Consider the following 26,487-nt stretch of genomic DNA (forward strand, 5'->3'; position numbering starts at 1 on the left):
AACACGTTCTCCGCAAATGTCGGGCTCGACGCGGTGAGAACGTGAAGCCCCGCGACCAGAGGATGAAGCCTGTCAACTCGATCGACAGCGTGATCCAAGGGCCTCACGGCCCCATACCCGTTCGGCGCTATTCGCCGCCTCTCGGCATGAGTCCACTCGGATCCGCGCCAATCGTGTGGATTCATGGAGGTGGATTCTTCAAGGGCAACCTCGACCAGCCCGAGTCTCATGACGTCGCTCGATCGCTGGCCGCGGCGGGATTCCAGGTCGTTACCGTTGACTACCGGCTCGCGACTCTCGCAAGGCTTCGACGGTCTTCGAGTGGTTTTGGCAGGAGCCCGGCGGTCCACTATCCGGTCCCGGTCGACGATGTCGTTGCAGTGGTGCGGGCGGTTCAGCGCGAGGCTCCCAACGGGGTGATTCTGGGCGGTGCAAGCGCCGGAGCGTGTCTATCGGCCGGCGCAGTGCTTCGCATGGCGGACGACGGGGCGGCACCTCTCGCAGGCGTCTTCTTCGCCTACGGACTGTTCCACGCCGCCCTCCCGAAACGGGCGCGCACTCTGCGCCGTCGCCTTCGTGGCAAACGACGTTTTGTCCACACGCCGACCCTTCTCAACCTGACGAATCTCCACTACGCGGGCACACGGAGCGCAATGTTGGAAGCGCACGCATTTCCCGGGGGCCACCCCCTGCACGACTACCCTCCGACGCTCATGATCGACGCGGACCGCGACTCGATGCGCGCATCGGGCGGTCAGTTCGCCCGAGAGCTTTCAGCTGCCGGGATCGCATCGAGCTACCACGTACTTCCCGAGACCTTCCACGCTTTCCTCAACCGTCCGAACGAGCCCGTCTTCGCGGACGGGTTACAACTCATAATCGACTGGGCCCGCGACATTCAGTCGAAACAGACGTGAGGCGCAGCAACCGGATTCAAGCGGCCCTCGTCCCGTAGGGGGTTCCCCTTACGAAACGGAGCAACTGTCGGGGATCGACTGTTGGCCTTTTTGGGTGTCCCGGTCGGCGTCCGGCTTACGGGACGCCGACGGCGTATCGCGCGACAAGACAGGGCTAGGACACAACCAGGTTCGACGGTGCGATTATTTCTTGCGCGTGCGACAGTCTGAGGCAGACGACTCCTTCGTTACGACCCGTGGGGCATATCGGATGCTGAGGGCTTTGGGTGTGCGTTTGCTCATAGCCATGATCTTGGGCGTCAAGTCGGCAGCCCTGATCCATCTATGGTGGAGAAGCATCAGGAGATCATTTCTCGCGAGCTCGGAGCAACTAACCCCTCGCCGTGCAACTGCGCGATCATCGTTGGCGGGGCGGCTGTAGGCAACGTTGATCTTGAACGCATCAAATATGGGCATGAGACCTTGGATAGTGTCTCGATTTCCTACGCATCGTTCGCGCTGAAAAGGACCCTTTTGACTGAAGACCGTGTGGTCTCCTTGCTGGCTACCGCTCGAGCGCACTTCGCGGTGCCCGAAGCAACGACAGTCGCGCAAGTGGCTGGAGTGCTTCAGGGCTTCGGTGCGACAGGGCTGTCCGTGGCGCGTTTCATCGACGATGTTGCGGATGAATTCGTCGACCGCTCCTTGGTCGTAGCGGTGTTCACGCTGGCAGATGCGTCGCTGCTGCTATCGAGGGCCACCAGCGAAGAGCTCGAGATATTCGTCGACGATCCAGAAGAGACGTTCGACCCGTTCGAGTACGGCAGCGACCAGGTGGAGTGGACCACCTTCTCCCACGAGATGAGCACGCTTCGACGGGCTATCATCCTGCTGGAGTGTATGCGCGAGGACCCGGACCGAGTCGGCAACTTCCGCGTTTACGGCGGCGCGCAGTGGCTTCGTGAAAGCCCCTGGGCTGCCACGGGTATTGTGCCGCGCGATCCTGGATCTCCCGACGCGCAGTGCACTCTCTTCGGCGAAGCATTCATTCTCAATCCGCCGTTCCTGTTGCGGGATCACTTATCGGGATTCGTATATCTCGCGTCGATGTCCAAGGCGGAGGACGAGCACGATCAACAGGTCATCGTGAATCTCGTAAATGATGCGGTAGTCCCCCGTTCGCACCCGCCATTCGCCAGAGCCTCCGACGAGTTGGATCGCCTTGGGAGGCCGCGGATCGTCTGCCAAGAGGTCGATCGCTGCTTGAACTCTCCGTCGAACCTGCGGATCGAACTTTCGCAGTTGCCGTTCAGCGGCCGGTGCGATCTTCACCGAGTAAGTCATGCGAGGCCGAGGTCCGCTTTCACCTGTTCCCAAGGAGTCGGTTCGTTTTTCGTGCGACGCATCTCTTCACGGGATTCCTCAGCGGCACGAATATCGGCCATGTCATCGGCCAATTCAATGAGACGCTCCAAATCGTCGACGTCGATAACAGCCGCAACTCGCCGCCCGCGGCGAGACAAGAAGACCGGCTCGTGCTCGGTGCGAGCCCGGTCGATGATCGATGCGAGCTGGTCGCGTGCATCAGAGACGCTGACGGGGACCGTGGTTGACATGTTTCAAGCGTACATTCCACTCACCAGATGTACAAGGGATCCTCAAATGTACAAATGGTCGCTCGCGCAGGGTTCCCGTTGCCGGACCAGCCAGTCCGTCACGAGACAACGGTTGAGGGCCCTGCTGCGAAGAACTCGGGCAAGATCCCGGGCATGACCATGATCAACGAGAGACCGGCGAAGGTTGAGAGCAGCGCCGTCCCGGGGCATTGCGAAGGGGATCTGATCTTGGGGTCACACTGCCGGTCGGCGATCGCTACTTTGGTGGAGCACCAGACACGGTTCACGATGCTGGTCCACCTCCCCGGTGACCACGGCGCAATCACGGTTCGCGATGGACTGTTGGCCGCCATCAAGACTCTCCCCGAGCACTTGATTAAGACTCTGACGTGGGATCAGGGAACCGAGCTGGCCCAGCACCGGCAGATCACGATGGCCACGACTATGGCTATCTACTTCTGTGATCCGCATTCGCCGTGGCAGCGGGGCACCAACGAGAACGCCAACGGGCTGCTGCGCCAATATTTCCTCAAAAGCACCGACTTATCCGTACGTTCGCCTGAGCAGCTGCTCGAAGTCGCTACCGAACTCAACAATCGACCCCGCAAAACACTCGGCGGGATCACACCCGCTCAAGCCATGCAACGACTACTGTCAGAGCCAGAAAAGCCCCTCGTTGCGACGACCAGTTGAATCCGCCGTTCCGCTCGCGGACGCTTTTATGCGTGCTCCTGGACGTCAACGAGCCAGCCCTCCAGTGAGCGTCGGCGCTGCTCGGGCGGTGGAACAGCGAACTCTCCGACGGTAGGGAGCGGTTCGGCGTCTTCATCGATGCGCAGCCGAACTCCCTGAGCCGCGGCCAACCTCGCTGTATCCGCAACTGGCTCGATCGCGATCATGTATCGAGAGGGCGAAGTTCCGAGGAACGCACCATTGGCGAAATTACGGTCGGCCATCGGCCACTTGTCGCCGTCCGCCGTCATGATCGATTCGGAGGGCGCGCCATGGCCGGGCCGACGTAGCGACCGACGCTCGATGACGTCCTGCGTGACCGCGTGTACCGCGATGACCCTGCCGCACACACGATCGGTGAACTCCTCCTCATGGTGCGACTCCATCGCGGCCACCGTCGCGATAAGTTCCGGTCCGAGCATGTCAGCGAGAGCCGCATTCGGTGTTCGCGTCTCGATACCGAAGTCGACCTCATCGCCGATGGCAAAAGCATCGCCGCAGCAGGCCCATTCCCATTTCGTCAGCCACACGCGCGTCATAATGCCCACGCTACCAACTCACACGCTGCCTCTCAGCCGCAGCCTTAGGTATCCGCTACCGGAACGCTGTAGCCCGCTCAAGGATCCCCATACGGGCAATTTGCTCAGCGAATCGATTTGAGGAATCCCGCTTCAACGCGCCCGGTGGACGTCCCTCTTATGGAACGTGGGATGGATCTCTTGAGACGGATCGCGGGAGCCACGTTGAACTTTTCACAATTGGCTTGGGTCGCATCCTGCCCTGTGGCTCACCACGCCCGGGGTGATTTAGTTCTCGGGACGCTGGATCACGGTCTCGGATGTCCTGAGACCTGTAAACTACTCGTGTCCTCATCACCCATACTGGCGGTGATTTCTCGCAAGGCTTCTATGTGCGCCCGGTAGGCCTCCCGACCTTTCGTGGTGAGGGCGAGAGATGTCCGCATGTGGGAATCGATAACGGTCTTTGTGATGTTGACATAGCCCGCTTCACCCAGCGGCTTCACGTGTTTGCTGAGTACGGAATCGCTGACACCGAGCAAATCACGGATGATGGAAAAGTCCGCGCTCTCGACGGCCGACAGCGCGGCCGTTATGCGCAGCCTGTTGGGTGCATGGATCACGTCATCGAATACCGCGCGCATCGTTAGGTTCCTACTGCTGTGCGATGAATATCTCGCTCCCACCACCAGGGAACCGCAATCATCACCAGTGGCACTGCGATCGCCAACCCCACGACGGCCCAGAAGAAGTCTGTGTACGTTCCGATAAGGATTCCTGCGATCGGGACCAGCACCATCACGCCGACAAGGATCAGTCGCCCGGCAAGATGCTGACCTGGCTGGGCAAGAAGGCGGCGAACCCCAGCACGCTCGAAGAGCCAGGCCGAAACGACTATGGCAGTGAACGCGACGACTGCAACGACGAACGCCATCTCTTGGGGCAGCAAAACGGCGGCAGTAACCGCGCCACTGGTCAGTCCGACGATCGCGATGGATGGCCTGACCGAGCGGGCGCGCCGCCGCATGGCATCTTCTGCTGCTTGAACGGAGACCAATGCATCGCCTGCGGAGATGGGGACTTGTTCTTGGTTTTGCATCGTGACTCCACTTTCCACTTCGGACTTTCCTTTATGGAATTCTTATCACGTTCCGCAAAGGAAAGCGCATTACGGGAGCAGATTCTCGATAGTCTCACGTACCTTGCAGCCGGCCTCGGTGAGCCGCTTCAGGGCGCCCGAACATGGATTATCAAACGGACGTGCACGCATCGCTCCGCACTGCAACCGAGACTAGACCCCAGCGCTCTGACCCTGACCCCGTTAGCGGGGGCCACGACGACCCGACCGCGCGGCGCAGCGGGGCAGGCCCTAATTCGCGGGTGACGGGTAGACAGTCTGACTAACTAGTGACACTATATAGTCATGCGTGCAGCGTTTGGAGGAAAAAGTCATGGGCGCGAAACAGTGGTCAAGTGATTGGATGCGGGCGGCCCTCGGCTTGTGCGTGCTGCGCACGCTCGCCGCCGGCCCGACCTACGGGTACGCCATCGCGGCGGAGTTGGAGGAGAGGGGATTCGGCACGATCAAGGGCGGCACGCTCTATCCGTTGCTGACCCGCTACGACGCGGCCGGCTGGATCTCTGTCGAGTGGCGGGTCGGCGCCGGCGGTCCCGAGCGCAAATACCTGTCGCTGACAAATACCGGACTCGACGAGTTGGCAACCCAGACCGCCAACTGGCGCGATTTTACGGACACGGTCCTGGCTCACCTCGACAGCACTCTCACAAGCGGCACCGCACTAACCATGGGGACGGACAAATCATGACGGCCAGCAACATTCGCGACGCACACGACCGCGACACCGAGAACGAGAAGTGGTTGGAAGGCCTGACCATCGAGCTGCGCCTGCTCGACGTCAACGGCACGCGGATCGGCGACGCCGTAGCGACCGCACGCGAGTTCCTGGCCGACTCCGGGTCCCTGGCCGAAGAATCTTTCGGCAGCGCCCATTACTACGCCGCGGAGCTGAGCCTTCCGGCAACCGCAGATGCCGCAAAAGAGGTGCGGGGTGCCACCCTGCGCAGCGGTCTCGGCCTGCTCGGGCTCATGGCTCTCATAGAGACGGTCGTTCCGCTCAGGCATCAGACAGACGTGACATTCGGGCTCGGGGTGGTTCTGATTACGATCGCAGTGCTCACGATTATTGCGTTTTTGCCACGACTCCTTCCCACCATCATCGTGCGGATAGTTTCGCACGGGAAGGTCAGAGCGTTCATCGATGGGGCGGCAGTTGGGCTTGTCACTACGCTGGTTTTTGTGCTGATATCCCTGTGGTCAGCGGACCGGATCGTGCTCAGCGTTCCCGCGCTACCGGTCTTCATTGCGGCGGTCGTTCTACTCATCGCCCCGCCTCTGTGGGCCCAGTTCCACCACTCCTATCAGGATGACCCCATCGTGGCACCCGGCTCCGCGGCGGCCGACACGCCACGGATATCTATCGGCATCCGGCTATTTCTGGTCGCCACCAACTGGCTGCTCGTCATCGTGAGTGTCATCCTCTGCGCCCTGGAGCTGTTCATGGATACCCTATCTCGCTGAAACCGGGCGTGGGTGTCCCTGAAAAACACAGAATCGTGTAATCACAACTCGTTACCGCCTGACGCAAGTGGGCAGCTCCAGAGTCCAAGGCCGTGTCAAATCAGAACATTGAGTGAATCAAGTCCTGCCCCTTCGGTGAGGACAAGAAACCCTGGACAGACGACTTTTTTGGTGCCCCCGGTAGGAATCGAACCTACGACAATCGGATTGCGGCGGACCCATTTTGGCCGAGCGAATCTTATTGCGAAATCTAGACTAATCTCGTCCGATATCGATCTGATCAGGAGTTTCCTGTGATATCTGCCGCAATTCTATCGCATTACCTCGGCCCATCTCGGCTGGTCTCGACGCAATAAACGTTGAATAAACGTGCGCGCATCAAGTCCCGATGTTTGGCCCCTGTTAAACATACGCCTGAGTCTCGGGCTGCACACCTGGTGTGCTGACCGGCTGTGACTATCCCTGCGCTTCCGCACAACGGTCGCGACCGCGCTTGACCGATCTGGGCAGGCGACTAGGGAGATGGCGAAATTTGCCCATATCCAGGTGTGGCAAGCCAACAGCCAGTTACCCGGCGGACGGTCGGTGAATCCGTTCGTCTACCGCGTCCGCAGGAGCTTGGAAAGACATCGCAACGTGCTGCTTGGCGACGCGGGCAACGCTCCGAGCATCATCGATTGTCAGCCTGTTCGTGGGCACGCGCCCAAAGACCTCCTGCATCGCAAGCTGCACGACCAGCGACTCGACGGGCACACGAGGCTTTACCCGATGAGTCCTAGCCTGGTTATCCATCTCCGCGTCGACGCGAAACCGTGCACTGTTGCGGTGCGCATGAGTCACGACTGTTCTTATGAGTCGCTCGAACTGCTGCTGCCGCTCTTCGCGCCGAATCATGGCCGTCGTGGCGCGAACGGCCGCCGCGACGTCGCGGCCGGTCAGCAGGTCGACCCGGCGCATCCTCTCTGCAACGATCTCGACGGCCCGGGCGTACACGACGTCATCCACCGACACCGGCGGTAAACCAATGCGCGCCCGGGACGATACATAGGCATCGGCGAACTCGCGCATGCGTGCGTCATTCTTCAGCATGTGCTCGGTCAGCGACTCGGCGAACACGGTGAACTGCCGCAAGTGCTCGGGCCGCGATGGGTCATTGAAATACGCATCGGCTTCACGCTCATCGGCCCGGCGCTCAGCCGCGGTCGCAACGTGAATGCGCTTCGGCGGGAGGCCCGCCCGGCTCAGGCTGCGCTTCAGCCGCCGCGCCGCCGCGTTGGCCTCAAGCTCGGCCTGGTAGATCTCCGGATCGCTGCGCCGGTCGCGCTGCAGCTCGGCACGACGCTCCTTGTTGCGCTCGGCCCACTGCCGGGTGATCTGCTTGGTGCGCTCCGGGTCAGCATCCCGCCTGGCCGCGGCCCGGGCATTCACCTCGTCGCGATGGGCCTCGTAGTAGCGGTTGTAGTACTCGCGCACCTTCTCGCGATTCTCCGCCACCCACCGCTGCTGATACTCACGCTTGCGATCGAGGTGCTCCTCTCGCCAGCGTTTCGCCCACTCCCTCCCCCGCGCCCGCACCTCCGCTTCGCGATGCCGGCGAGCCGCAGCCCGACGCATCGAGTCACGATTGAGCTCCCGGGCCCGGTCGAGATGCTCCGACCGCCAGCGACGATTCATCTCGCGGATCCGGTCACGGTTCGCCGCCACATACTGCCGCCGCTTCTCGGCCTCTTCATCAAGAGACGGATGCTCCGCCAGCCCTTTATGCAGCACGGCGCCTTCCTCAGATGGGTCGTTCATGATCGCGGCTACTCGGCAGGCTGCGGGGCCAGCTCGATGACCAGCGCGAGAAGCTCAGAGCGATGCACCGTCGGATTCGTGATCACACGCCCGACCACGACGCGGAGCCGCTCGGCATCCTCGTCTCCGATCCCGGCGACGGGCTCCACGCAGTACGCGATGTCATTCTGCAGGTTGTGGCCGTCATCGTCGACAGCGACCTCCGGATAGTAGAACAGTGCAGCCAGGGCGGTGCGGCTGAGCAGGTCGTCGAACTGATCCTGCGGGATCGTCATAGTGAAGCCTCCTGTGCGCGGACGTGTGTGAGCCAATCATGCCGCTACCAGGAGGTACGCCGGCCCAGACGTGGCGTCAGCCGAGTCTCGAGACGAGCACTGGCTCGTCGAAGTGCTCAACGCCGTCAGTGAGCAGCGTCCGCGTCATGCGACGGCGCGCCACGTCTTCACGAACGCGTACTGCGATCAGCTTCAGCAGGCTGATGGGCCCGATCAAAACAAACTTGAGTGTGTTCCACAGAAACAGCAACACGAGCAGGTTCAGCCAGCCCGCACCACCGGCTTCAATCGGGGCTCGGCAATAGACAGCAGCGATCGCATACGGAACGGCGAGCAGCATCGGTGGCACCCCCCACTTCAGCCCACGCCGCGTACTGATGGCGTCGATCACGATGGCGGTCGGCATGAACCGGCGCAAGAAGAAGTAGCTGCGGGCCGTGGCGGCCAGAATGAACTCGAACATGGTGCGGCCTTTCAGATGTTCGGCAACAAGAACCTGAAAGGACTGAAAGTCACGCCATCGCAACGGGTCACGCCGCGTAATAGAGGTTGCCTAACAACACTGTAGAACCTGATATCTAAAGCTGAAAGTACCGTGCGGGGCAATTACAAGCGGATGCTACCCGCGCACTTCCCCGCACCGGCGCCCACCTATCCGCACCAAATTCATTCTCGACGGTCTTAGTCGTCGATGACGGCGCGGCCTTCCTTTGTCAGGGCGGCGAGTCCATCCCGCATCGACTTCACCTGAACCGGCGAGTGCCCAATCCAATCCACGAGTTCACCGACCACCTCAACCGGGTCAGGGGTGCGGTAGGAGTGAGTCGGATTGCCGCGGAACTTCTTATCCGTCACATTGGGGTCATCCTCGAGGGCACCTCTCGGTTCGACGATGTAAATGTGTCCCCGACCGTCGCCGACTGCCAATTCGGCACCCCAGGTTGCAGCGTCCAGGGTTGCCGTCATATAGACATAGTTCATTCGCCTGCCGGCTTCGAAATTCGAGTCGCGACCGGGAACTAACAGGTCGCCCACCGCCAAGTCGGCTTTCGTCCCATGCAACAGGACCCCGGGTTCGTAGACATCGAACGGCTTCGGCTCACGGGTCATGAGTGCCTCCACAACGGTTGGTAGGGAATCCTAACTCGGGCCGCGCTCGCGCCAGAATGTGAGTAGCACGGCCCTGCCAGAGGGCTGAACCAGACCAGAACCCGGAGGCCTGAGCACGCCTCTCCATCGTTGCCCCGCACCGAGCTACAGATCGCCCTGCTCAGGTGGCCGTGTCCACGACGCAAAACTGGTTCCCCTCCGGATCTGCCAGGATCACGTAGTGAGCATCTGCTGGTCGTTTGTCCCAGTCGATCTCCGTAGTTTCCAGCGCCAGCAATCGCGCTATCCCTGCCGCATGCTCCAGGACCTTGCGTCACCATCTTTGGTTGTGTCGGATGATGACGATGTTCGTGACCCTAGCACCACCGGCTCAATTTTGGAACTCGTGCTTCTCCTGCTTGTCGGAGTCGCACGAGAGATCAGCTCGGCGACGATCCGCGGCGCACGACGAGTGCGACCGGCTCCGGATGCCCACGACACGACCGCTGCCAGTCTGATTGCGCGCCCGGTGCGAGGCTCGTCGCTGGTCCGCCCATCGGGGTACGGTTGGCGTGCGGTCCGATTCGTGATGAGGACTTCGTGTAGTTCATCGTCGACGAAGTCGCGCGTCGCCGCGATGCCCAGGCATCGCTATACCTTCACGGTTAATCTCGTTGATATCGCCAAGCTTTGGCTCTTGCGAAGGGCGCAAATGCCCTGCTCCCCTGTCGCAGTTGACGTACCTGAGCGCGACTGGTCTAAGGGCGCTGCGAGCGCGGTTGGCGTAGAGCACGAGGATGCCCAAGCAACGTGGCTACTCTCATTGGCGGCCGCGCCTGCACCCCCGAAAGTAGTTAGCCGCGCAACCGATAGAATGCGTCGCAGATATACGGCGGACTCAGAGAGGGCAGATCATGGCACGCAGATCCAGTTCTAACCGTTGGTCGCGCCCCGCAACGGGCAAGCAGATCGCTGCGCTGAAGTCAGGCGGCAGCTATGACGGCAAGTACTACTCAATGGGCAGGGCGAGCCAATCAATCGGGGGTTCGGCATTCAACTCGTCGGCCGGTCCGCCTCGGTCGAGCGGTAACGCGTCGAGCGGCTCGGCGTACTCTCCCCTAGCGGTCTCGGGCTTTGGGCCATCCGGACTTCTGTCGCGACTGATTATCGGGAACGTCGAACTCGGCTCATTGCTGCAACCCGCCCTTGGCGCCAGCCCGCAAAGCCGGCTTGCATCATCCGAAGCCGGGCCGATGAGGATCCTGTCGGAATTGCTCGGCGTGCCCGATGACCTCGATTCATTGGTGCAGGTCGCACTCGGCGGGGACGATTCAGACGGGTCAAGCGTGCCTGCTGAAGATGGCCCTGTCGAGGCTGTTTCGTTTACAGTTTTTTCCGACGATTCCAATCCCGCCGAGCCGCGCATCGTCGTGGAAGCTAACGTGGTTCGAAACTTGGCCTTTAATGGAAAGCCATCCCTCGAGGTTCGGTTCATGGGCGCAGGTGGACCGAGCGAGAACCAAGCTTTGGACCGTGCTCTCCAGCCTAGAGTGCGACCAGTTCTGGGGTATCGGCCGACCTGGACGTCAGTGCTCGTCCGAACGCCGGCCGAACTGGCCGAGCAGATGCGAGCCCATTGGGGTGCCGCTACTAAGGAACTCGAAGAAGGTGTCGACCCTCGACTCGCGACGTTTCTTGCACGGTCCGGCGGGATGGAGACCGCGTTGGAGGTGCTCAACTCGGGTCAGTCAACTGCCTCCATGTACGTGCACCTTCAAGGCATCCTGGACCCGGACGGCCCGATTCAGTTTCACGGCCTTGGCCTCGATGCCGCCACCTTCGCCGAACAGATTCGCATGGCGCACGAGGGGGACGAACAGGCGCTCACTTGGCTTGAAGTGATCCAGAGATTGCAGGTCTTGACTTCGCTGGCGGAGGTCACCGGAATCAGTCTTGCGGCGGAGGCTGACTTCCGGTTGGCGTGTTGGCACAAGCAAGGTACCGACCTCATCGGCGCCGTAACGATGGATGCCGACGATTCCGGGTTTGACTTCACTTCGATCAGAGCGCTCTTGACGATGAGGGCAGAAAACGAAGCAAAATATGCGGAGCTGCGCGCGTCTCTCGCAGAGGGAATTGAGTCGAACCCGGAGACTTCGGCCGACGATCAGACTCAACTTGACCGGTTGGACGCCCTTTTCCCTCCAGCGTCTTCCTCGGAGTACGGGCTACTCGAAGACTGGTTCTTCGAAGAGACGCGAATCTACCTCCAAGCCAGACTGCGTCAATCTCTGCCTGGACAGTTCGCCGTAGCCCTCATGCCCTCTTCGTCGGACAGATCAAGCTACGACTCAGCCGCAGACGAAGTACGCAGATTGGTCACCACCTCCTCAACCGACCTGAATGACTACTCGCCAGTACCGGCTTCGAGTGCGGACTCCTCGTTTGGATCGTTCCACAGACCGTCGCGGTTGTCTCAAAGCCAGCGGATGGTCAACCCTCCGGAGCGGATAGTCCAGGCAGTTCGCCGCGCGGTCGCTGAATCGGAGGCGGCTGGCGACGAAGACCTAGGGACGCTCATCATCTCCCAAGAGTTGCTCGGATACGCGCAGTGGAAGCGCGATGAACTACGCGGCAGCAAACAAATGGAGGAGCTGAAAGAGCGGTATAGTGCTGCTACTCAGCGCTCCAAGGCTGTGCGGCAGCGCGCTCAGGCAGCGAAAGAGTGCGGCGAGGAGGTGCGTAGACACGCCGGATTGATGCCCAACGTCGAGCGGGTCGTCCAGAATTACACCGATGCTTTGGCGCGTACGGCGAACTCAATATCCATCGACGAGCCACTGTGGAACTCCGCACAGGAGGCAGCGAGCGCCCGAATAGAGGAAGCGAAGGCGCGGGAATTCGCCGCTGGTGAATGGCTGGCTGCGGCCGAAGAGCGCGAAAAGCGGGTGGAGTCAGAAATGGCGGTGGTCGCAACGATAGGTGTCATTGAGAAACTGCGTGCAGAGCATGGCGCGGCGGTCACAGAGCAGGCGGACGCCAGGGCAGAACGCCAGGGTGCTCAGCGGGATCAGCAGGACGGGCAGGACCATCGTGCACGGATTTCCGCAGCGCGAGCGAATTTTGATGATCAGATTCGGCCGGTCCGCGAAGAGAACCTGAAGCGTCTCCGGGCGGAGGCTGAGCGTCGTCAAGAGGCGATGGCCAGGCAGCAGGAGGAGCGACGGCAGAAGCAGGCCGTCGAGCAAGAACGTAGAGAAGCCGCAAATAAACTCCAGGAGCAAACCAACCAGCGGCAACAAGAGCGAGCTCGCAATGCCAAGAACGCGCTTGCTCCTGAACTTGAGCGCTTCCTTGCGCTACCGGTCGCTACGTCATTCTGGCGACGTAAGACTCTCAAAGTGACCCGAGAATCGCTAGAGCAAGCCATCCTGAAGTCTCAGACCGAAATCGTAGCTCCTCTGTCTCCGCCGGGCACCATCTCAAAAACGTGGCCGAGCATGCTTTCTCGCACTGAGCGCTACTTGGGGACAGTGGAAAAGCTTGCCGACTACGGTGTCTTCGTTTCGCTCCCCGCTGGGGCAGATGGCCTGCTGCGCGGATCCGAAGTGGGGAACTCCTTATCGCTGGGGCAGCTTGTGGTCGTCGAGATCGTCGACATGCCCTACGGAAAGCCCATTGCACTGAAACGCATTTCTCGGTAGGCAGGGTCGAACGAGGCGACCGTTCGGTCCGATGCTCCCGACGTCAACAAGTGCTGCATTACCAGGCCCGCACCGGACCATCGACTCGATCAGAGGCCTCAAGCTAAAACCCCAGACTCTTTCGCAGTCGGATGGCGTTGGTGACGTTAGTGGCGTTCGAGACTCCGTGCTCATGGCCGAGGTGCTCGGTCATTGCCTCGTTCAGCGCGGTCTCGGGGAAGCATTTAGTGAACTGGCCCAGCAGCCCATTCTGGCCGTCCAGGGTCATCCCCTGTTCAATGCTAGGAGCACCCATTCCATCGCCGCCGCGTCACGGGTGTGCAAAGATTTCGTCTTCTTCCTCACCGCGTCAAATGTCGTCATCACGGCACATTTCCCGCCAGACCACGTCCAGCGCGTCAGGCCGGAAACACCGTTAAAGGGACAATCCTCCCGGAGGATAAATCCTTCGACACTGGCGTTCAGAGGACCAATGGATTCTTTACTGAGGCGGAGCGAGCCGCTGCAGCACCGTCGCCGGCTCGGATTTTACGGCGCGATCAGGCTCTGCGTAGTGCGCCTTTGTCTTCGACGTCGACGTGTGTCCGAGCACGTCGGCCGCAGCCTGCAAACCCAGTTCGTTGGCGAGCAGCGTCGCCCCCGTTCGACGGAAGGCATGGGGCGTGATCCCCATGCCTTCAAGGCCAGCGTTCCGGAGAATGTCGCGGAATGTGCGCCGGACGTTGTGCGGCGCGAGTGGCTTGCCGTTCCGCGTAAAGAACAGCAGGTGTTCACCGTCCTCCCCCTCGATCAGTGTCAGACGTCGTCGAATTACCTCTGCCGCGAATTGCGGCACGGCGACGACCCGGTTCGACTCATGGGTTTTGGGATGCGCCTGGCGAATCACGCCGACGCCACTCTGTATGACGAGCGTTCCGCGGATATGCACCCACGGCGGGTCGGCGGTCATATCTATGTCGCACTTTCGAAGCGCAAGCGTCTCGCCGATGCGCGTCGCCGTGCCGAGCATCACCTCGATCAGGTCCCGTACCTGCCCGTCGGGTTTGGGCCCCATCCTGCCCTCCGCTGTGCGCCAGTCGCGGGCGGCGAGTCGGATTGCGGCTACCTGATCCGGCGTGAGCGCCTTCGGGGTGTGCTGGGGCTTCTTCATGCGCGAGGTTTCCTTCACGGGATTGCGCGCGATGACTCCCCGCCGCACGGCAAACCCCAGCACCATGCTGAGGATCGTGCGGGAGTGCTTGTTTTTGGCGAGCTCGCTTGTCGTGAGTACGGGCTCCAAACCGAGCCCCGAGAGATTTGTAGCATCCATAACCCGTAGGTGCCCAAGGTCACACCAGGTGAATCGAACTGGCTCGCGTACCTTCTCGCCGAGCGCCCACAAAAGGCGGGCGCCGCGGAATAAACGTTGAATAAACGTTGCGTGAATCAAGTCTTGCCCCTTTAGTAAGGACAAGAAACCCTGGTCAGACGACTTTTTTGGTGCCCCCGGTAGGAATCGAACCTACGACAATCGGATTAGAAGGCCGGTGCTCTATCCACTGAGCTACGGGGGCGGGACTGTACAAGGTTACAGGCCGTCGACGCTCATGCGGTCAACACGCGCATCAGCGCAGCGCGGCGAGGTCGTCCATGACCGAGTAGCCGGGGACGGCGGGCACCGGTGCTCCGCTCGTCACCAGGCCGGCGATCTCCCTGCCCAAGTGCGCGGTCGAGAAACCCATGCGCGGCCCGGCGGTCGCCGGCAACTGGGCCAGAAGGTGCACGGCGGCGGCCTCGATGGCACGAGCGGCGTCGATCTCGCCGAGGTGGGCGAGGCACATGGCGGTCGAGAGCACCGCCCCGATCGGATTGGCCCAGCCCCGGCCGGCAATGTCGGGAGCCGAGCCGTGAATGGCCTCGAACATGCTCGGGCCACAGCCGTCGAGGTTGAGGTTGGCGCTCGCGGCGACGCCGAGACCGCCCTGGATGGCCGCGCCCAGGTCGGTGATGATGTCGCCGAAGAGGTTGTCGGTCACCACCACATTGAAGCGTTCCGGAGTTGTCGGCAGGTAGAAGCACAGGGCGTCGACGTGCACGTAGTCCACTGGAACGGTCGGAAAGCGCGCACTCAGGTCGTCGACCGTCGACTGCCAGAGCGTGCCGGCCTCGACCAGGATGTTCTTCTTGTGGCACAGGGTCAGCGTGCCACCGCGCCGTTCGGCGAGTCGAAACGCGAATTCGACCACGCGCTCCACGCCCATGCGGGTGTTGACCGATTCCTGCACGGCGACGGCGTGCGGGGTGCCGACGTGCACCGTCGATCCGCGGCCGACATAGGAGCCCTCGGTGTTTTCCCGCACAATCACGAGGTCGCAGCGCTCCGGCGTGAGGCCCGCGATGGGCGTGGTCACTCCCGGATACAGCTTTACCGGTCGCAGGTTCACCGCCTGCGCAAAGCTGCGACGCATCTCGAGAATGAATCCGCGCTCCAAAACGCCCGGCGCGACGGCCGGGTCCCCCATGGCACCGAACAGAATGGCGTCGTGGTCACGCAGCTGCGCCTGCAGGGCGGGCGTGAAGAGTTCGCCGGTGGCCAGGTAGTGCCGGGCACCGGCCGAAATCTCGGTCAGCTCTGCCCGAAACCCGAACAACGACTCCGCCGCCGCGAGCACCTCGAGTGACGCGTCGATCACCTCTGGTCCGATTCCGTCGCCGCGGATCACGGCCAGCCGGTGGACTCTCGTTGTGCTGGTCATTGGGCTCTCCCTCATGAACGGATGCGCGCCGCGACAGATGATTGACCTGACGATCGCCACTCGATACCCTAGTTAGGTTACTGGTCAGACCAGTAGAAATGCCAGCACCCCTTAACAGAAGGCAGTCCCGTGGCTCCGTTCCCGATCCCCTACCCGACCGGGCTCCCCATCGGCGAACGCTGGCTGGACTGCGCCGAGCAGGAGGAGATCGTATTCCCCTTCGACGGCTCCCCCGTCGCGTTCGCCCCGGTCGGCACAGCGGCGCAGGCCGCGCTCGCGGTGGACGCGGCCGCCGCGGTACGCGCGGAACTGGCCGGGCTGAGCACGGGCATCCGTCGTACCCTACTCATCGCTATTCACGATGCCCTCGCCGAGCGAAGCGCTGACTTCGAGCAACTGCTCGTGCTGGAGACTGGCAAGCCGCTCACGGACTGCCGCACCGAGGTCGCTCGCGCCCTCACCACGTGGTCGGCCAGCGCCGAGGAGGTCGCCCACCTGCACGGTGAGACCGTTCCGCTCGACCTGCAGCCCAGCGGGGTGGGAATGATCGGCTACTGGACGCGGCGACCGGCCGGAATCGTCGTGGGCATCACCGGCTTCAACTACCCCTTTCTGCTGGCCAGCCACAAACTCGCTCCCGCTCTTGCTGCCGGCTGCCCGATCATCATCAAACCGGCCCCGAACACACCGCTGACCACGCTGTGGGTGGTGGACCTCATTCGCGGGGTATTGTGCGACCACGGGGTATCGACCGCTGCCGTTCAGCTCGTCACGGGCGGAATCGCCGTCGGCGAGGCCCTCGTCCGCGACCCGCGGGTGGCCGTGGTCTCCTTCACCGGCTCTGCCGCCGTCGGGCACCAGATTGCCCGCGACGCTGCGCCGCGCAAGGTCGTACTCGAACTCGGCGCCAACACCGCGCTGATCGTGGCGAGCGACGCCGACCTCGGGAAGGCCGTCGACGCGGTGATTCGCGGCGGCTTCTACGCCAATGGTCAGGCCTGTATCTCGGTGCAGCGCATTCTGGTACACGACACGATCGCCGACGAATTCGAGCGGATGCTGCTCGCCCGCCTGCCCGAGGTGCGCGTCGGTGACCCCCGCGACGAAAGCACCCGCGTGGCACCGGTCATCAATGAGGCTTCAACCGAGCGCATCCTGGCTTGGATCGATGCCGCCAGGGCGAGCGGGGCGCGGGTGCTGGCCGGCGGCCACCGGATCGACCGAAGTATCGCCCCGACCGTGCTGACGGATGTTCCCTACGACGCCCTGGTCTGGTGCGAGGAGATCTTCGGACCGGTTGTGGTGCTGCAGCGCATCTCCGACCTCGGTTCGGCCATCGCGCTGGTCAACCGCTCGCGTTACGGCCTGCAGGCCGCCATCTTCACCGGATCGCTGCAACGAGCCTTTCAGGCCATCAACGAGCTAAACGTCGGCGGCGTGGTAGTCAACGAGATTCCCGGTTTTCGCTCCGACATCATGCCCTATGGCGGCGTCAAGGATTCCGGCACCGGCAGGGAAGGGCCGCGCTTCGCCATCGAGGAGTTCACCGTGACCCGCATGGCCATGATCCGCCCGTGAACCAGAACAAAGGAACCTCGATGGACTACACCCAGCTGTTCCAGTTCTCCGGTCGCCGGGTTCTCGTGATCGGGGCCGGAAGCGGCATCGGCCGAGAGAGCGCCCTCGCCCTGCACGCCCACGGCGCCACGGTGATCTGCGCCGACCGGGACGCCCCGAGCGCGGCGGCCACCGCGGCGCAGCTCGGCGCCGGAGCCAGCGCGCTGCAGCTCGACGTTCTCAACCAGGAAGCCGTTCGGGCCGTCGCCCGCGACCTGACCGACCTCGCCGCTCTCGTCTTCACAGCGGCCACCAACGTGCGAAAGCGCATCGCGGACTACACGCTCGACGAGTTCGATCGCGTCGTGAATCTCAACCTGCGCGCTGCCTTCGTCCTCATCCAGGCCTTTGCGCCGACGATGGCGGCCAACGGCGGCGGCAGCATCATCGGCTTCGCCTCCATTCGGGCGGTCACGGTCGAGCCCGGCCAGGGGGTTTACGCGGCGACCAAGGCCGGGCTGGTGCAGCTGCTGCGCACCGCCGCGGCAGAATACGGGCCCGCCGGGGTGCGGGTAAACGCGATCTCCCCCGGCGTCGTGGAGACGCCCCTGACGGCACAAATCAAGAACGATCCCGAGTGGTACAACGCCTACGCCGCCAAGAGCGCCCTCGGCCGCTGGTCGACTCCGAGCGAACTGGCCGGCGCCGTGGTCTATCTTGCCTCGGACGCCTCGCGTTTCGTCACCGGGTCGGTGCTCACCGTCGATGGCGGCTGGACCGCCGTCGACGGCCGCTTCGACCCGCCGAACGCCTAGGGCGTGTACGTGGCGCGGTGGAGCCGGCAGTTGCCTGCCGACCCTTTCACCAGCTAGCGGACGACGCGCTCGAATCCGGATGCGCCTTTTCCGGTCCAGCGGTGCAGCTCAAGTGTGGCTGCTTGCTGCGCATGGCCGCTGGAGCTGTCGCGAAAGTCTCGGGCGACGTAGAAATAGCCGTCACCGACGGGCTCGATGCCGACGTCCGACTTGAACTCCCAGCCGTAGATGCCGGTGGCTTCGTGTTTCAGCCCCTGCTGCAGGAGCGGCACGACGAGGCCGGTTTCATCGTTGGGCTGGCCTTCAATGATCTGCTCGTGCGGAGCGGTGGTCCCATCCAGCACGTAGAGCGTCCGGTTCGGGTACCCGGGCTTGCCGCCGCGGTAGACGCCCATGTACCAGAGGTTGCTCTGTTCGTCGTAGGCGAGGTTCTGCACGCCGAAGGCGGTGTTTCCGGTGTGGACGAAGTACTTGGCGTCCTCGTCGACCGGGCCGGAAGTGTGCGGATCGGCCTGGGTCAGTTGGCGTTCGTACTTTCCCCATCGGGAAACGTCATACTGCAGAAGCACCTGGTGATCGTTGTCGGCCCGAGCATCGTTGCGGTAGACACCGTAGGCGACCATCAGCTGCTGCTTGCCGCTTTTCTTTCCGAACTCGGGACCGAAGGAGACGCCGTCAATGCCGCTGGAACCATACCGGTGGTCTGCGGTGCTGGCGGTGTTGCCGTCGAATACGCCGTTGCCGTCCATATCCGCCGTGAAGTCCTCGACGACCTCCTCGAGGTACACGGCCGTGACTAAGCCTGAATCCTCGGCGTCCATGCCGACAGCGTTGATCTTGTCGACGTCAAAGATTGCGATGTAGAAGGCCTCTTCGGCCTTGTACTCGAGGGAACCGTAGACGCGGCCGTCCTGAGTGTTGAAGTCCAGGTCGCCGAGGTGGCCGGTGAACCCCTCGACCGTCCCGATGACATTACCCGTCAAATCAGTCTTGACCAGCGTGTCTGTAAACGAGTGGTACACATACCCGTTCTTCTCATCGATCGCGATGCCTTGAATGTGTCCGGCGTCCCACGACCCGGAATCAATGGTCGTGGGGTAGTTTTCGATAGCCGCCGGCGCCTCTGCATGGGCGGGAGGTCCCTGCGGGTCGGCGGGTGCCGCGCTGACCGGCGCTGCCACGCTCAGCGCGGCGGCCAGCGCAACGGTGGCGGGTAGTAGTGCGAATGTGCTCTTCACGATTTACGCTCCTCGGATCCGGTGGGAGTGAATGATGCCGGGCCCCACTTCCCGGCGACACCAACCCTGCCCCTCCGGTACGAACGTCCGAACACGAGGACATGAACGGCACGAGAACCCTGAAGAGCACTGCCAGCCCGTCGCGCGAGTCAGCGCGCCAGCTGGCCCACCGTGTGAAAGGGCCAGACCGGCTCGGCCGCTGCCGGCCGTGCCTGCTCGTACCAGTGCGTGGCCCGCAGCACGGCGAGGTCCTCGAAACGACGTCCGGCAATATGCAGCCCGATCGGGCGTCCGTCGGCGGTGAACCCGCAGTTCACCGAGCTGGCCGGCTGCTCCGAGAAGTTGTACGGCGCGGTGAACGCGATGTGGTCGAGCGAGGTGGCCGCGTCGTTGGTCGGCATCGGCCATTCCGCAGGAAAGGCCGCGACAGGCGACACCGGCGACAGCACTACGTCATAGGGCGCGGTGGCCGCGACGGTCGCCGCGCGCAGGTCTTGGATGCTCTGGTAGCAGCGCACCACCTCGGTCCCCGATACCCCTGCTCCGCCCAGCACCCAGTCCCGAATGAAGTCGAGCACCAGCGCCTGCCGCGCCGGTTTGAGCACCTCATAGTCGGCGAGGGAGCGCACCCTCAGAAACAGGTCGAGGTCGGCGAGGTATTTCGCGGTCATCGGCGGGGCGATCTGCTCCACGATCGCTCCGGCCGCCGCAAAGAGTTCCACCGCCTGTAGAACGGATGCCGCCACCTCCGGGTCGGTCGAAAGACCCGCCCCACCCGCGAGGTGAAAGCCTACTTTCAATCCAGTCACACCCGATTCGCCGCAGTGCACGTCGGTCCAGTCGAGGTGTTGGTCGCCGAGAGCGGTGTAGTCGCGCGGGTCTGGCCGGGTGAGCACCCCCAGGAACAGCGCGGCATCATCCACTGTTCGGGTGAGCGGTCCGGCGACCCGGCCCATGTAGGGCGGGTCGACGGCCACTCGGCCGAAACTCGGTTTCAACGTCACAAGCCCGAGCCAGGTGGCCGGCAGCCGCAGCGAGCCGCCGATGTCGGAGCCGAGGTGCAGCGGGCCGATCCCGGCTGCGGCCGCAGCGCCCGCGCCGGCGCTCGACCCGCCGACGGTCCAGGCAGGGTTCCACGGGCTGCGAGTCACGCCGTGCAGGCTTGAGACCCCGGAGGACAGCATGCCGTAGTCGGGCATCACCGTGACGCCGAAGATGACGCCGCCGGCCTCCCGAACGCGCGCGGCGCTCGGCCCGTCGACGGTCGCAACCGGTGCGTCGAACTTGGCTGCGGTGCCGGACGGCTGGCTGAAGCCGCGCACCGCGACGTTCTCCTTGATGCTCGTCGGCACGCCGTCGATCGGTCCGCGCGGCATCCCGGCCGCCCACCGGCGTTCACTCGCGGCGGCCGCGGCGAGCGCTCCGACCCGGTCGAGACCCCAGAAGCAGTTCAGCTCGGGCTGCAGACGCTCGGCCTTGTCGAGCACCGCGGCCGTCACCTCGACCGGGGAGAGGTCACCGCTTCGGTAGCGCCGAACGAGTTCGGTCGCCGGCAGGCATTCGATGGGCGCGGTCTCGGCCATGGTCCCTCTTCCAATTGTTCGGTGCTGCATCAGTTCGCCGCGCGTCGGGCGAGGTCGCGCATCGACGGCGTCGCGCTGACCAGCTGCCTTGTGTAGGGATGCAGGGGGCGATCGTAAACGCTCGCGGTGGGCCCGCATTCGACGATGCGCCCGTCGGAGATGACGGCGACGGTGTCGCAGAGGTGGCGAATGACGCCGAGGTCGTGGGAGACGAACACGAGGGTGAGCTGGTATTCATCAACCAGATCGGCCAGCAGATTGAGCACCTGAGCCCGCACCGACACGTCGAGGGCGCTGACCGCTTCGTCAGCCACGAGCACACGCGGCCGAGTGATGAGCGCCCGCGCAATGGAGATGCGTTGCCGTTGGCCGCCGGAGAACTGGTGCGGATGCCGGTGCATCACGTCGGCATCGAGCCCGACCGCATTGAGCTGGGCTTCGACCCGGGCCAGGGCGTCGGCGCGGCTGACGTTGCGCAACGGTTCGGCGACGATGTCGCGCACGCGCATGCGCGGATCCAGCGATCCCATCGGGTCCTGGAAGACGATCTGCACCTGGCTGCGAAAGTCCCGCAGTTGCCGTTCCGAGGCGCCGGCGATGGACTGCCCGAGCACGTCGACCGTCCCGGCGGAAGGCTGGTCGAGGGCGCAGAGGATGCGCATGAGCGTGGATTTGCCCGACCCGGACTCGCCGACGATGCCGAACCGTTGGCCCTCGCCCACGTCGAACGACACCTCGCGCAGGCCGTGCACGATCGGTGCCGGAGCGAACAGTCCCCCGCCGCGTCGGCGATACTGCCGACTGACGTCGCGCACCGAGATGGCCGGCACCCCGGCGACCTCATTGAAGACCACCGGTGGGCCGCCCTGTTCGAGGCGCTGGTGGGCGGCGCGGTGCGGCGGCAGAATCGGCGCGGCGGCGGCATCCGCTGCAACCGGACGAGGCGAGGATGCGGCCGCACGCGGGGTGCTGATTACGGGCATCGACATGGTGTGCAGCCGGCCCCGGTCGTCGACCGAAGAGAGATCGGAGGCCGCAATGAGTTTCTGCGTATACGGATGCTGCGGCGCGGTCAGCACCCGCCCGACCGGTCCGTCTTCGACGATGTCGCCCTCGTACATCACGAGCACCCGCTGGCACACCTCCGCGACCACCGCGATGTCGTGCGTGATCAGCAGCAGCGCGGTGCCGCGGTCGGTGACGAGGTTGCCGATGAGTTTCAGAACCTCGGCCTGCACGGTGACGTCGAGCGCCGTGGTCGGTTCGTCGCAGAGCAGCAGCTGCGGGTCGTTGGCCATGGCCATGGCCAACATCACGCGCTGGCGCTGCCCGCCGGAGAGCTGGTGCGGAAATGCCAGGGCCGCTTCGGCCGGGTTCGGCAGCTTCACCTGCGCCAGCAGCTCAACGGCGCGGTCCCGAGCCTGCCGCCGACCCTTTTCGGTGCGGTGCACCGTCATGATCTCGGCCACCTGGGCGCCGACCCGCATAAGCGGGTTCAGGGCGGTCATCGGCTCCTGGAACACCATCGCCATGGTGTTGCCGCGCAGCGAATTCAGGCGACGCTCGCCGGCGGTGAGCAGGTCGGCTTCGACGCCGTTCAGGCGGATCGTGCCGCTGGCCGCAAGGGTTTCCGGCAGCAACCCCATAACGGATGTCGCGGTGAGCGACTTGCCGGAGCCGGACTCCCCGATCAGGCCCACTCGTTCGCCGGCCGCAATGTCGAAACTGATGCCGTGCAGCAGTTCGTTGAACGGTGAGCCGACCCGCAGGTCGCTCACGCTGAGGGTAGGTGTGCTCATCGGTTCACCTGCATCTTGGGGTCGAAGCGATCGCGGAGGCCGTCACCGAGCAGGTTGAAACCGAGCACCACCACGGCGATGGCAATTCCCGGCCAGACGATGAGCAGCGGCTCGATGAACAGGTAGCCCTGGGCGTCCTGCAGCATACGCCCCCACGACGGCGTGGGCGGCGGTGTGCCGAGCCCCAGGTAGGAGAGCGCGGCCTCGGCGAGAACCGCGATGCCGAACGAGACGGAGGCCTGCACGATGAGCATGCCGCTGATGTTGGGCAGAACATGCCGCACCCCGATGAAGAAGCCGCTCTTGCCCGAGGCGCGGGCTGCCTGCACATATTCGCGGCTCATGACCTGCAGGGTACCGCTGCGGGCGATCAGGGCGAAGGCGGGTGCCGTGCCGATGCCGAGCGCGACCATGGCCGTGACCGTGCCCGCTCCGAAGATGGCACCGAAGATGATCGCGAGCAACAGGGCGGGGAAGGCCAGGGAGATGTCGTTGCCGCGCATCATGAACTGGTCGAGACGGCCGGGATTCATGCCCGCCACGATGCCGAACGGCACGCCGAGCAGCGCGGCGATCCCAACCGCGACGGTGCCGACCAGCAGGGAGATCTGGGCGCCGCGCAGGATGGAACTGAACACATCACGCCCGAAACTGTCGGTGCCGAGCAGATGTTCCGCGCCGGGCGGCAGCAGGATGGAGTCTGAGAAGACCCCCTCTGGGTCGAACGGCGTCCAGAACGCTGACACGAGGGCCGCCAGCAGCACGAGGCCGATGAGCACGACGCCGGCCCAGAGTGTGGCACCGCCCCCGTTTTTGCTGCGGCGTGCGGGGGTGGGCCCGGTCGGTGTGGGGATCTGGGCATTGACGGCGGTCATGCGGCGCTCCGAAGGCGGGGGTCGACCAGCGTGAAGGCGAGGTCCACCAGAAAGTTCAGCGCCAGTACGAACACCACGAGCACGAGCACGATGCCCTGCACGGCCGGCAGGTCGCGCAGCGCGACCTTGTCGAGCAGCAGGCTGCCGAGGCCGGGAATGCTGAAGACCCGCTCGATCACGACGGCGCCGACCAGCAGGGTGGCGATCTGCAGGCCGAGCACGGTCATCACCGGTACGGCGGCGTTGCGCAGCCCGTGCCGGAACAGGGCCGGTCCGGCACCTAGGCCTTTGGCGCGGGCGGTGCGAATGAAGTCTTCCCGCATGACTTCCAGAACGGATGAGCGCACGTAGCGGCTGAGCACGGCGCCCTGCACACTGCCGAGCGCGATCGCGGGCAAAATGAGATGCTCGAGGAATCCACCGAAGTCCTCGCCCGGGTCGACCCAGCCGCCGGCCGGAAGCCAGCGGAGCGTCACAGCGAAAACGGTGACGAGCAGCATCCCGGCCAGAAATCCGGGTACGGCCACGCCGATCTGGCTGATGCCCGACAAGATGGCACCATCGGGCTTCCGCTGCCTCACCGCGGTGAGGATTCCGAACGGAATCGCGAACAAAAGCGCCAGCACGACGCTCGTGAGCACGAGGATCACCGTGATGCCGAGGGCATCCGTTATTTCGGGGCCGATCGCCTGGCGGCTCACGGTGGAGGTGCCGAAATCGCCGATCAGCACGTGCCCGAACCAGTCCAGGTAGCGCACGATCGCTGGGCGGTCGAGCCCCATGGCTGTGGCCTGCGCCGCGACATCCGCTTCACTCGCCTGCACGCCGAGGGCGATGCGGGCGGCGTTGCCGGGCAGGATCGACAGCATCAGGAACGTCACGACCGAGGCCACGACCACCGTGGTGGCGAAGACGCCGAGGCGACGCAGAACCACAAAGACCATAACGGGACTTTCCTCTGACTGATTCAACCGCTCGAACAACAACCGTACGCGTCTAAGGCCAGGTCGCGGCCCCTGCGGGCCCTATCGCGCGATCGTCGACAGGTCCAGTGCGAGGCTCGGCGTGTTCTTCGGCACCCCGAGCAGGTCGGCGTCGGCGAGGGAGATCGCCGGCTGCAGGTAGAGCCAGTCGGCGGCGGCGTCCTCGGCCATGGTCGTGGTGGCCTCCTTCATCAGTTCGATGTAGGCGGTCGCGTCGGCGGCGTCCGCTTCGGCGAATTTGGCCATCACCGCTGGTGAGTCGTAGCCCGCGTAGTAGGTGGGGGCGGCGAAGGCGGTCACGTCGCGCGGCTCGCTGTGCATGATGAGCGACATGTCGTAGTCGTGGCCCGAGAAGACTTCGTCGAGCCAGACCGCGGGAAATTCGAGCGCCGTCACGTTGGCGGTGATACCCACCTTGGCGAGCTGGTCCTTGACCACCTGGGCGCCGGCCACGGCGTAGGGCAGGTTGGGAATCTTGAAGGCGACGGTCAGGTCGCTGACTCCGGCCTCGGCCAGGAGCTCGGTGGCCTGGTCGGGATCGTACGGGTACAGGTCGGCCAGGGTCGCGTCGTACCAGGGGTCGGTCGGCGGCACCATGGAACCGATCAGCAGACCGTAGCCGCTGTTCGCCGTGTCCATGACCGCCTGGCGGTCGATGGCATACATGACGGCTTGCCGCACCCGAACGTCGCTGAAGGCGTCGCTGGCATTGTTCATCGACAGCGTCACCTCACCCGTGCTCGCGCCTTCGAGCACCTGGAAGTCGGTGTTGGATTTGAACTGGTCGACCAGCTGAAACTGGGAGATGCCCGAGATGAGGTTGATGTCGCCGCTGAGCAGCGCGTTGGTCTGCGCGGTTGCGTCGGTGAAATAGCGCAGCGTCACGTCGGTCATGTACGGGGCCTCGCCCCAGTAGTCGGCGTTGGTGGCGAGCACGAGGCTGTCCCCGGTCTTGAACGAGCTGACCGTGTACGGGCCGGTACCGATTGGAGCGGTGGCGAGGTCGGCCAGGCCGGATTCGGTGAACATGGTGCCGACCGGGCCGCTCATGTTGAACAGCCAGCTGTTGCTCGGCTTCGACAGGGTGATGCGCGCCTCGGTGTCGCTGACCGCCTCAATGCTGGCGATCGGGTCGAGGTAGGCGGGTCCGTTGGCGGTCCAGTTGTCTTTGACGCGTTCGAGGCTGAACTTCACGCTCTCCGCGGTGAATGGCGAACCGTCGGAGAAGGCTACGCCCTCGTGCAGAAGAAAGTCGTAGACCAGCCCGTCGTCGCTGACCGTCCACGACTCGGCGAGCAGCGGAATGATCGTGCCGTCGTTGTCGAGTTTCACCAGCCCCTCATAGACGTTGTAGAGGAGGGCCTGCGGGATCGCGGCACCGGCGGTCGTGGTGTAGTCGAGGTTGCCGGGAGTGGCCAGCAGGCCAACGGTCAACGCCGTGTCCGGCTCCCCTTCGGCGGTCGTCGATCCGCTGGAACAACCGATTAGGGCCATGGACGCGACTATGACCGTGGCAATGCTGGCGAACATGCGTCGCCGGGTGTGTGCCCTCATTCGAACGTGCCCCTCTGGTTCGGCTGGCCCCACGAAGATCGGCCAGACATACTGCGAGAAATGGTGCGAGAAATACCGTGGAAATGTGCTGTGCAGACCGGCGAAACACATGGTCAGACCAG

General features: G+C 63.8%; 25 protein-coding genes, 1 tRNA gene and 1 pseudogene. 7 read left to right on the forward strand and 20 right to left on the reverse strand.

What is annotated here, in order from left to right; translation table 11 throughout:
* The first annotated feature begins 146 nt into the window (after positions 1–146).
* Positions 147–917, forward strand: a complete 771-nt coding sequence (locus tag E3O25_RS02745; protein WP_241988470.1) for an alpha/beta hydrolase — start codon at positions 147–149, stop codon at positions 915–917.
* Positions 918–1,976: 1,059 nt separating this feature from the next.
* Here the strand turns inward: E3O25_RS02745 and E3O25_RS02750 are convergent.
* The gene (locus E3O25_RS02750; RefSeq protein ID WP_092108705.1) at positions 1,977–2,240 is read right to left on the reverse strand and encodes a type II toxin-antitoxin system RelE/ParE family toxin; all 264 of its coding nucleotides are present in this window, start codon (positions 2,238–2,240) and stop codon (positions 1,977–1,979) included.
* Positions 2,237–2,512: a type II toxin-antitoxin system Phd/YefM family antitoxin gene (locus E3O25_RS02755; protein WP_092108707.1), complete on the reverse strand. Its 276-nt coding sequence runs from the start codon at positions 2,510–2,512 to the stop codon at positions 2,237–2,239. The genes E3O25_RS02750 and E3O25_RS02755 overlap by 4 nt, the downstream gene beginning before the upstream one ends.
* A 153-nt stretch (positions 2,513–2,665) precedes the next feature.
* Between E3O25_RS02755 and E3O25_RS02760 the strand changes: the two are divergent.
* Positions 2,666–3,205 (forward strand): annotated as a pseudogene (locus E3O25_RS02760) (IS30 family transposase); the annotation flags it as partial.
* A 26-nt stretch (positions 3,206–3,231) separates the two neighbouring features.
* Here E3O25_RS02760 and E3O25_RS02765 read toward each other — a convergent pair.
* From E3O25_RS02765 to E3O25_RS02775, 3 genes are all read right to left on the reverse strand, one after another.
* A complete protein-coding gene (locus E3O25_RS02765) occupies positions 3,232–3,783 on the reverse strand; it encodes a DUF6578 domain-containing protein (RefSeq protein ID WP_092108709.1) in 552 nt (183 codons plus the stop codon).
* A gap of 287 nt (positions 3,784–4,070) precedes the next feature.
* A complete protein-coding gene (locus E3O25_RS02770) occupies positions 4,071–4,406 on the reverse strand; it encodes a transcriptional regulator (RefSeq protein ID WP_092108711.1) in 336 nt (111 codons plus the stop codon).
* A 2-nt stretch (positions 4,407–4,408) separates the two neighbouring features.
* On the reverse strand, positions 4,409–4,861 hold the full coding sequence (locus E3O25_RS02775) for a hypothetical protein (protein ID WP_134360381.1): 453 nt from the start codon (positions 4,859–4,861) through the stop codon (positions 4,409–4,411).
* A gap of 352 nt (positions 4,862–5,213) precedes the next feature.
* Here E3O25_RS02775 and E3O25_RS02780 point away from each other — a divergent pair, with 352 nt between their 5' ends.
* Both E3O25_RS02780 and E3O25_RS02785 read left to right on the forward strand, forming a co-directional pair.
* Positions 5,214–5,588: a PadR family transcriptional regulator gene (locus E3O25_RS02780; protein ID WP_092108717.1), complete on the forward strand. Its 375-nt coding sequence runs from the start codon at positions 5,214–5,216 to the stop codon at positions 5,586–5,588.
* The gene (locus E3O25_RS02785) at positions 5,585–6,361 is read left to right on the forward strand and encodes a hypothetical protein (protein WP_092108720.1); all 777 of its coding nucleotides are present in this window, start codon (positions 5,585–5,587) and stop codon (positions 6,359–6,361) included. Before E3O25_RS02780 ends, E3O25_RS02785 begins: the two co-directional genes overlap by 4 nt.
* 567 nt (positions 6,362–6,928) lie before the next feature.
* Here E3O25_RS02785 and E3O25_RS02790 read toward each other — a convergent pair.
* From E3O25_RS02790 to E3O25_RS02810, 5 genes are all read right to left on the reverse strand, one after another.
* Positions 6,929–8,158 carry a hypothetical protein gene (locus tag E3O25_RS02790; protein ID WP_134360382.1) on the reverse strand — a complete coding sequence of 410 codons (1,230 nt, stop codon included), beginning with the start codon at positions 8,156–8,158 and terminating at the stop codon, positions 6,929–6,931.
* An 8-nt stretch (positions 8,159–8,166) separates the two neighbouring features.
* Positions 8,167–8,433, reverse strand: coding sequence for a hypothetical protein (locus E3O25_RS02795; protein ID WP_092108724.1), 267 nt, complete (start codon positions 8,431–8,433; stop codon positions 8,167–8,169).
* A 76-nt stretch (positions 8,434–8,509) separates the two neighbouring features.
* A complete protein-coding gene (locus tag E3O25_RS02800; RefSeq protein WP_174721696.1) occupies positions 8,510–8,896 on the reverse strand; it encodes a sulfate permease in 387 nt (128 codons plus the stop codon).
* A 218-nt stretch (positions 8,897–9,114) separates the two neighbouring features.
* Positions 9,115–9,543, reverse strand: a complete 429-nt coding sequence (gene arr, locus E3O25_RS02805) for an NAD(+)--rifampin ADP-ribosyltransferase (protein WP_092108726.1) — start codon at positions 9,541–9,543, stop codon at positions 9,115–9,117.
* Between the two features lie 160 nt (positions 9,544–9,703).
* On the reverse strand, positions 9,704–9,847 hold the full coding sequence (locus tag E3O25_RS02810; protein ID WP_166787795.1) for a VOC family protein: 144 nt from the start codon (positions 9,845–9,847) through the stop codon (positions 9,704–9,706).
* Between the two features lie 589 nt (positions 9,848–10,436).
* Here E3O25_RS02810 and E3O25_RS02815 point away from each other — a divergent pair.
* Complete coding sequence (locus E3O25_RS02815; RefSeq protein ID WP_134360383.1) at positions 10,437–13,226, forward strand: hypothetical protein; 2,790 nt, start codon at positions 10,437–10,439, stop codon at positions 13,224–13,226.
* A 103-nt stretch (positions 13,227–13,329) separates the two neighbouring features.
* Here E3O25_RS02815 and E3O25_RS17840 read toward each other — a convergent pair whose 3' ends face one another.
* The 4 genes from E3O25_RS17840 to E3O25_RS02830 all read right to left on the reverse strand — a co-directional run bounded on the left by E3O25_RS17840 (position 13,330) and on the right by E3O25_RS02830 (position 15,961).
* Positions 13,330–13,494, reverse strand: coding sequence for a hypothetical protein (locus E3O25_RS17840; RefSeq protein WP_166805950.1), 165 nt, complete (start codon positions 13,492–13,494; stop codon positions 13,330–13,332).
* 213 nt (positions 13,495–13,707) lie between these two features.
* Complete coding sequence (locus E3O25_RS02820; protein WP_134360384.1) at positions 13,708–14,655, reverse strand: site-specific integrase; 948 nt, start codon at positions 14,653–14,655, stop codon at positions 13,708–13,710.
* Between the two features lie 48 nt (positions 14,656–14,703).
* A tRNA-Arg gene (locus tag E3O25_RS02825) sits at positions 14,704–14,779 on the reverse strand.
* Between the two features lie 51 nt (positions 14,780–14,830).
* Positions 14,831–15,961 carry a 3-isopropylmalate dehydrogenase gene (locus tag E3O25_RS02830; RefSeq protein WP_092108734.1) on the reverse strand — a complete coding sequence of 377 codons (1,131 nt, stop codon included), beginning with the start codon at positions 15,959–15,961 and terminating at the stop codon, positions 14,831–14,833.
* Positions 15,962–16,090: 129 nt separating this feature from the next.
* On the opposite strand from E3O25_RS02830, the gene E3O25_RS02835 reads away from it, so the two are divergent.
* Positions 16,091–17,539, forward strand: coding sequence for an aldehyde dehydrogenase family protein (locus E3O25_RS02835; RefSeq protein ID WP_241984022.1), 1,449 nt, complete (start codon positions 16,091–16,093; stop codon positions 17,537–17,539).
* 20 nt (positions 17,540–17,559) lie between these two features.
* On the forward strand, positions 17,560–18,333 hold the full coding sequence (locus tag E3O25_RS02840) for an SDR family NAD(P)-dependent oxidoreductase (protein WP_092109118.1): 774 nt from the start codon (positions 17,560–17,562) through the stop codon (positions 18,331–18,333).
* Positions 18,334–18,386: 53 nt separating this feature from the next.
* On the opposite strand, the gene E3O25_RS02845 is transcribed toward E3O25_RS02840, so the two are convergent.
* From E3O25_RS02845 to E3O25_RS02870, 6 genes are all read right to left on the reverse strand, one after another.
* Positions 18,387–19,571: a hypothetical protein gene (locus E3O25_RS02845; RefSeq protein ID WP_092108736.1), complete on the reverse strand. Its 1,185-nt coding sequence runs from the start codon at positions 19,569–19,571 to the stop codon at positions 18,387–18,389.
* 149 nt (positions 19,572–19,720) lie between these two features.
* Positions 19,721–21,154 carry an amidase gene (locus E3O25_RS02850; protein WP_092108738.1) on the reverse strand — a complete coding sequence of 478 codons (1,434 nt, stop codon included), beginning with the start codon at positions 21,152–21,154 and terminating at the stop codon, positions 19,721–19,723.
* Positions 21,155–21,183: 29 nt separating this feature from the next.
* A complete protein-coding gene (locus tag E3O25_RS02855) occupies positions 21,184–22,953 on the reverse strand; it encodes an ABC transporter ATP-binding protein (protein ID WP_092108740.1) in 1,770 nt (589 codons plus the stop codon).
* Positions 22,950–23,828: an ABC transporter permease gene (locus E3O25_RS02860; protein WP_092108742.1), complete on the reverse strand. Its 879-nt coding sequence runs from the start codon at positions 23,826–23,828 to the stop codon at positions 22,950–22,952. The genes E3O25_RS02855 and E3O25_RS02860 overlap by 4 nt, the downstream gene beginning before the upstream one ends.
* Positions 23,825–24,772: an ABC transporter permease gene (locus E3O25_RS02865; RefSeq protein ID WP_092108744.1), complete on the reverse strand. Its 948-nt coding sequence runs from the start codon at positions 24,770–24,772 to the stop codon at positions 23,825–23,827. The genes E3O25_RS02860 and E3O25_RS02865 overlap by 4 nt, the downstream gene beginning before the upstream one ends.
* An 81-nt stretch (positions 24,773–24,853) precedes the next feature.
* Entirely contained in the window at positions 24,854–26,365 is a 1,512-nt protein-coding gene (locus E3O25_RS02870) for an ABC transporter substrate-binding protein (protein ID WP_092109124.1), read from the reverse strand.
* Positions 26,366–26,487 lie beyond the last annotated feature (122 nt).

Origin of the sequence: Cryobacterium sp. TMT1-3, assembly GCF_004402315.1 — a bacterium.
GTDB lineage: Bacteria > Actinomycetota > Actinomycetes > Actinomycetales > Microbacteriaceae > Cryobacterium > Cryobacterium luteum.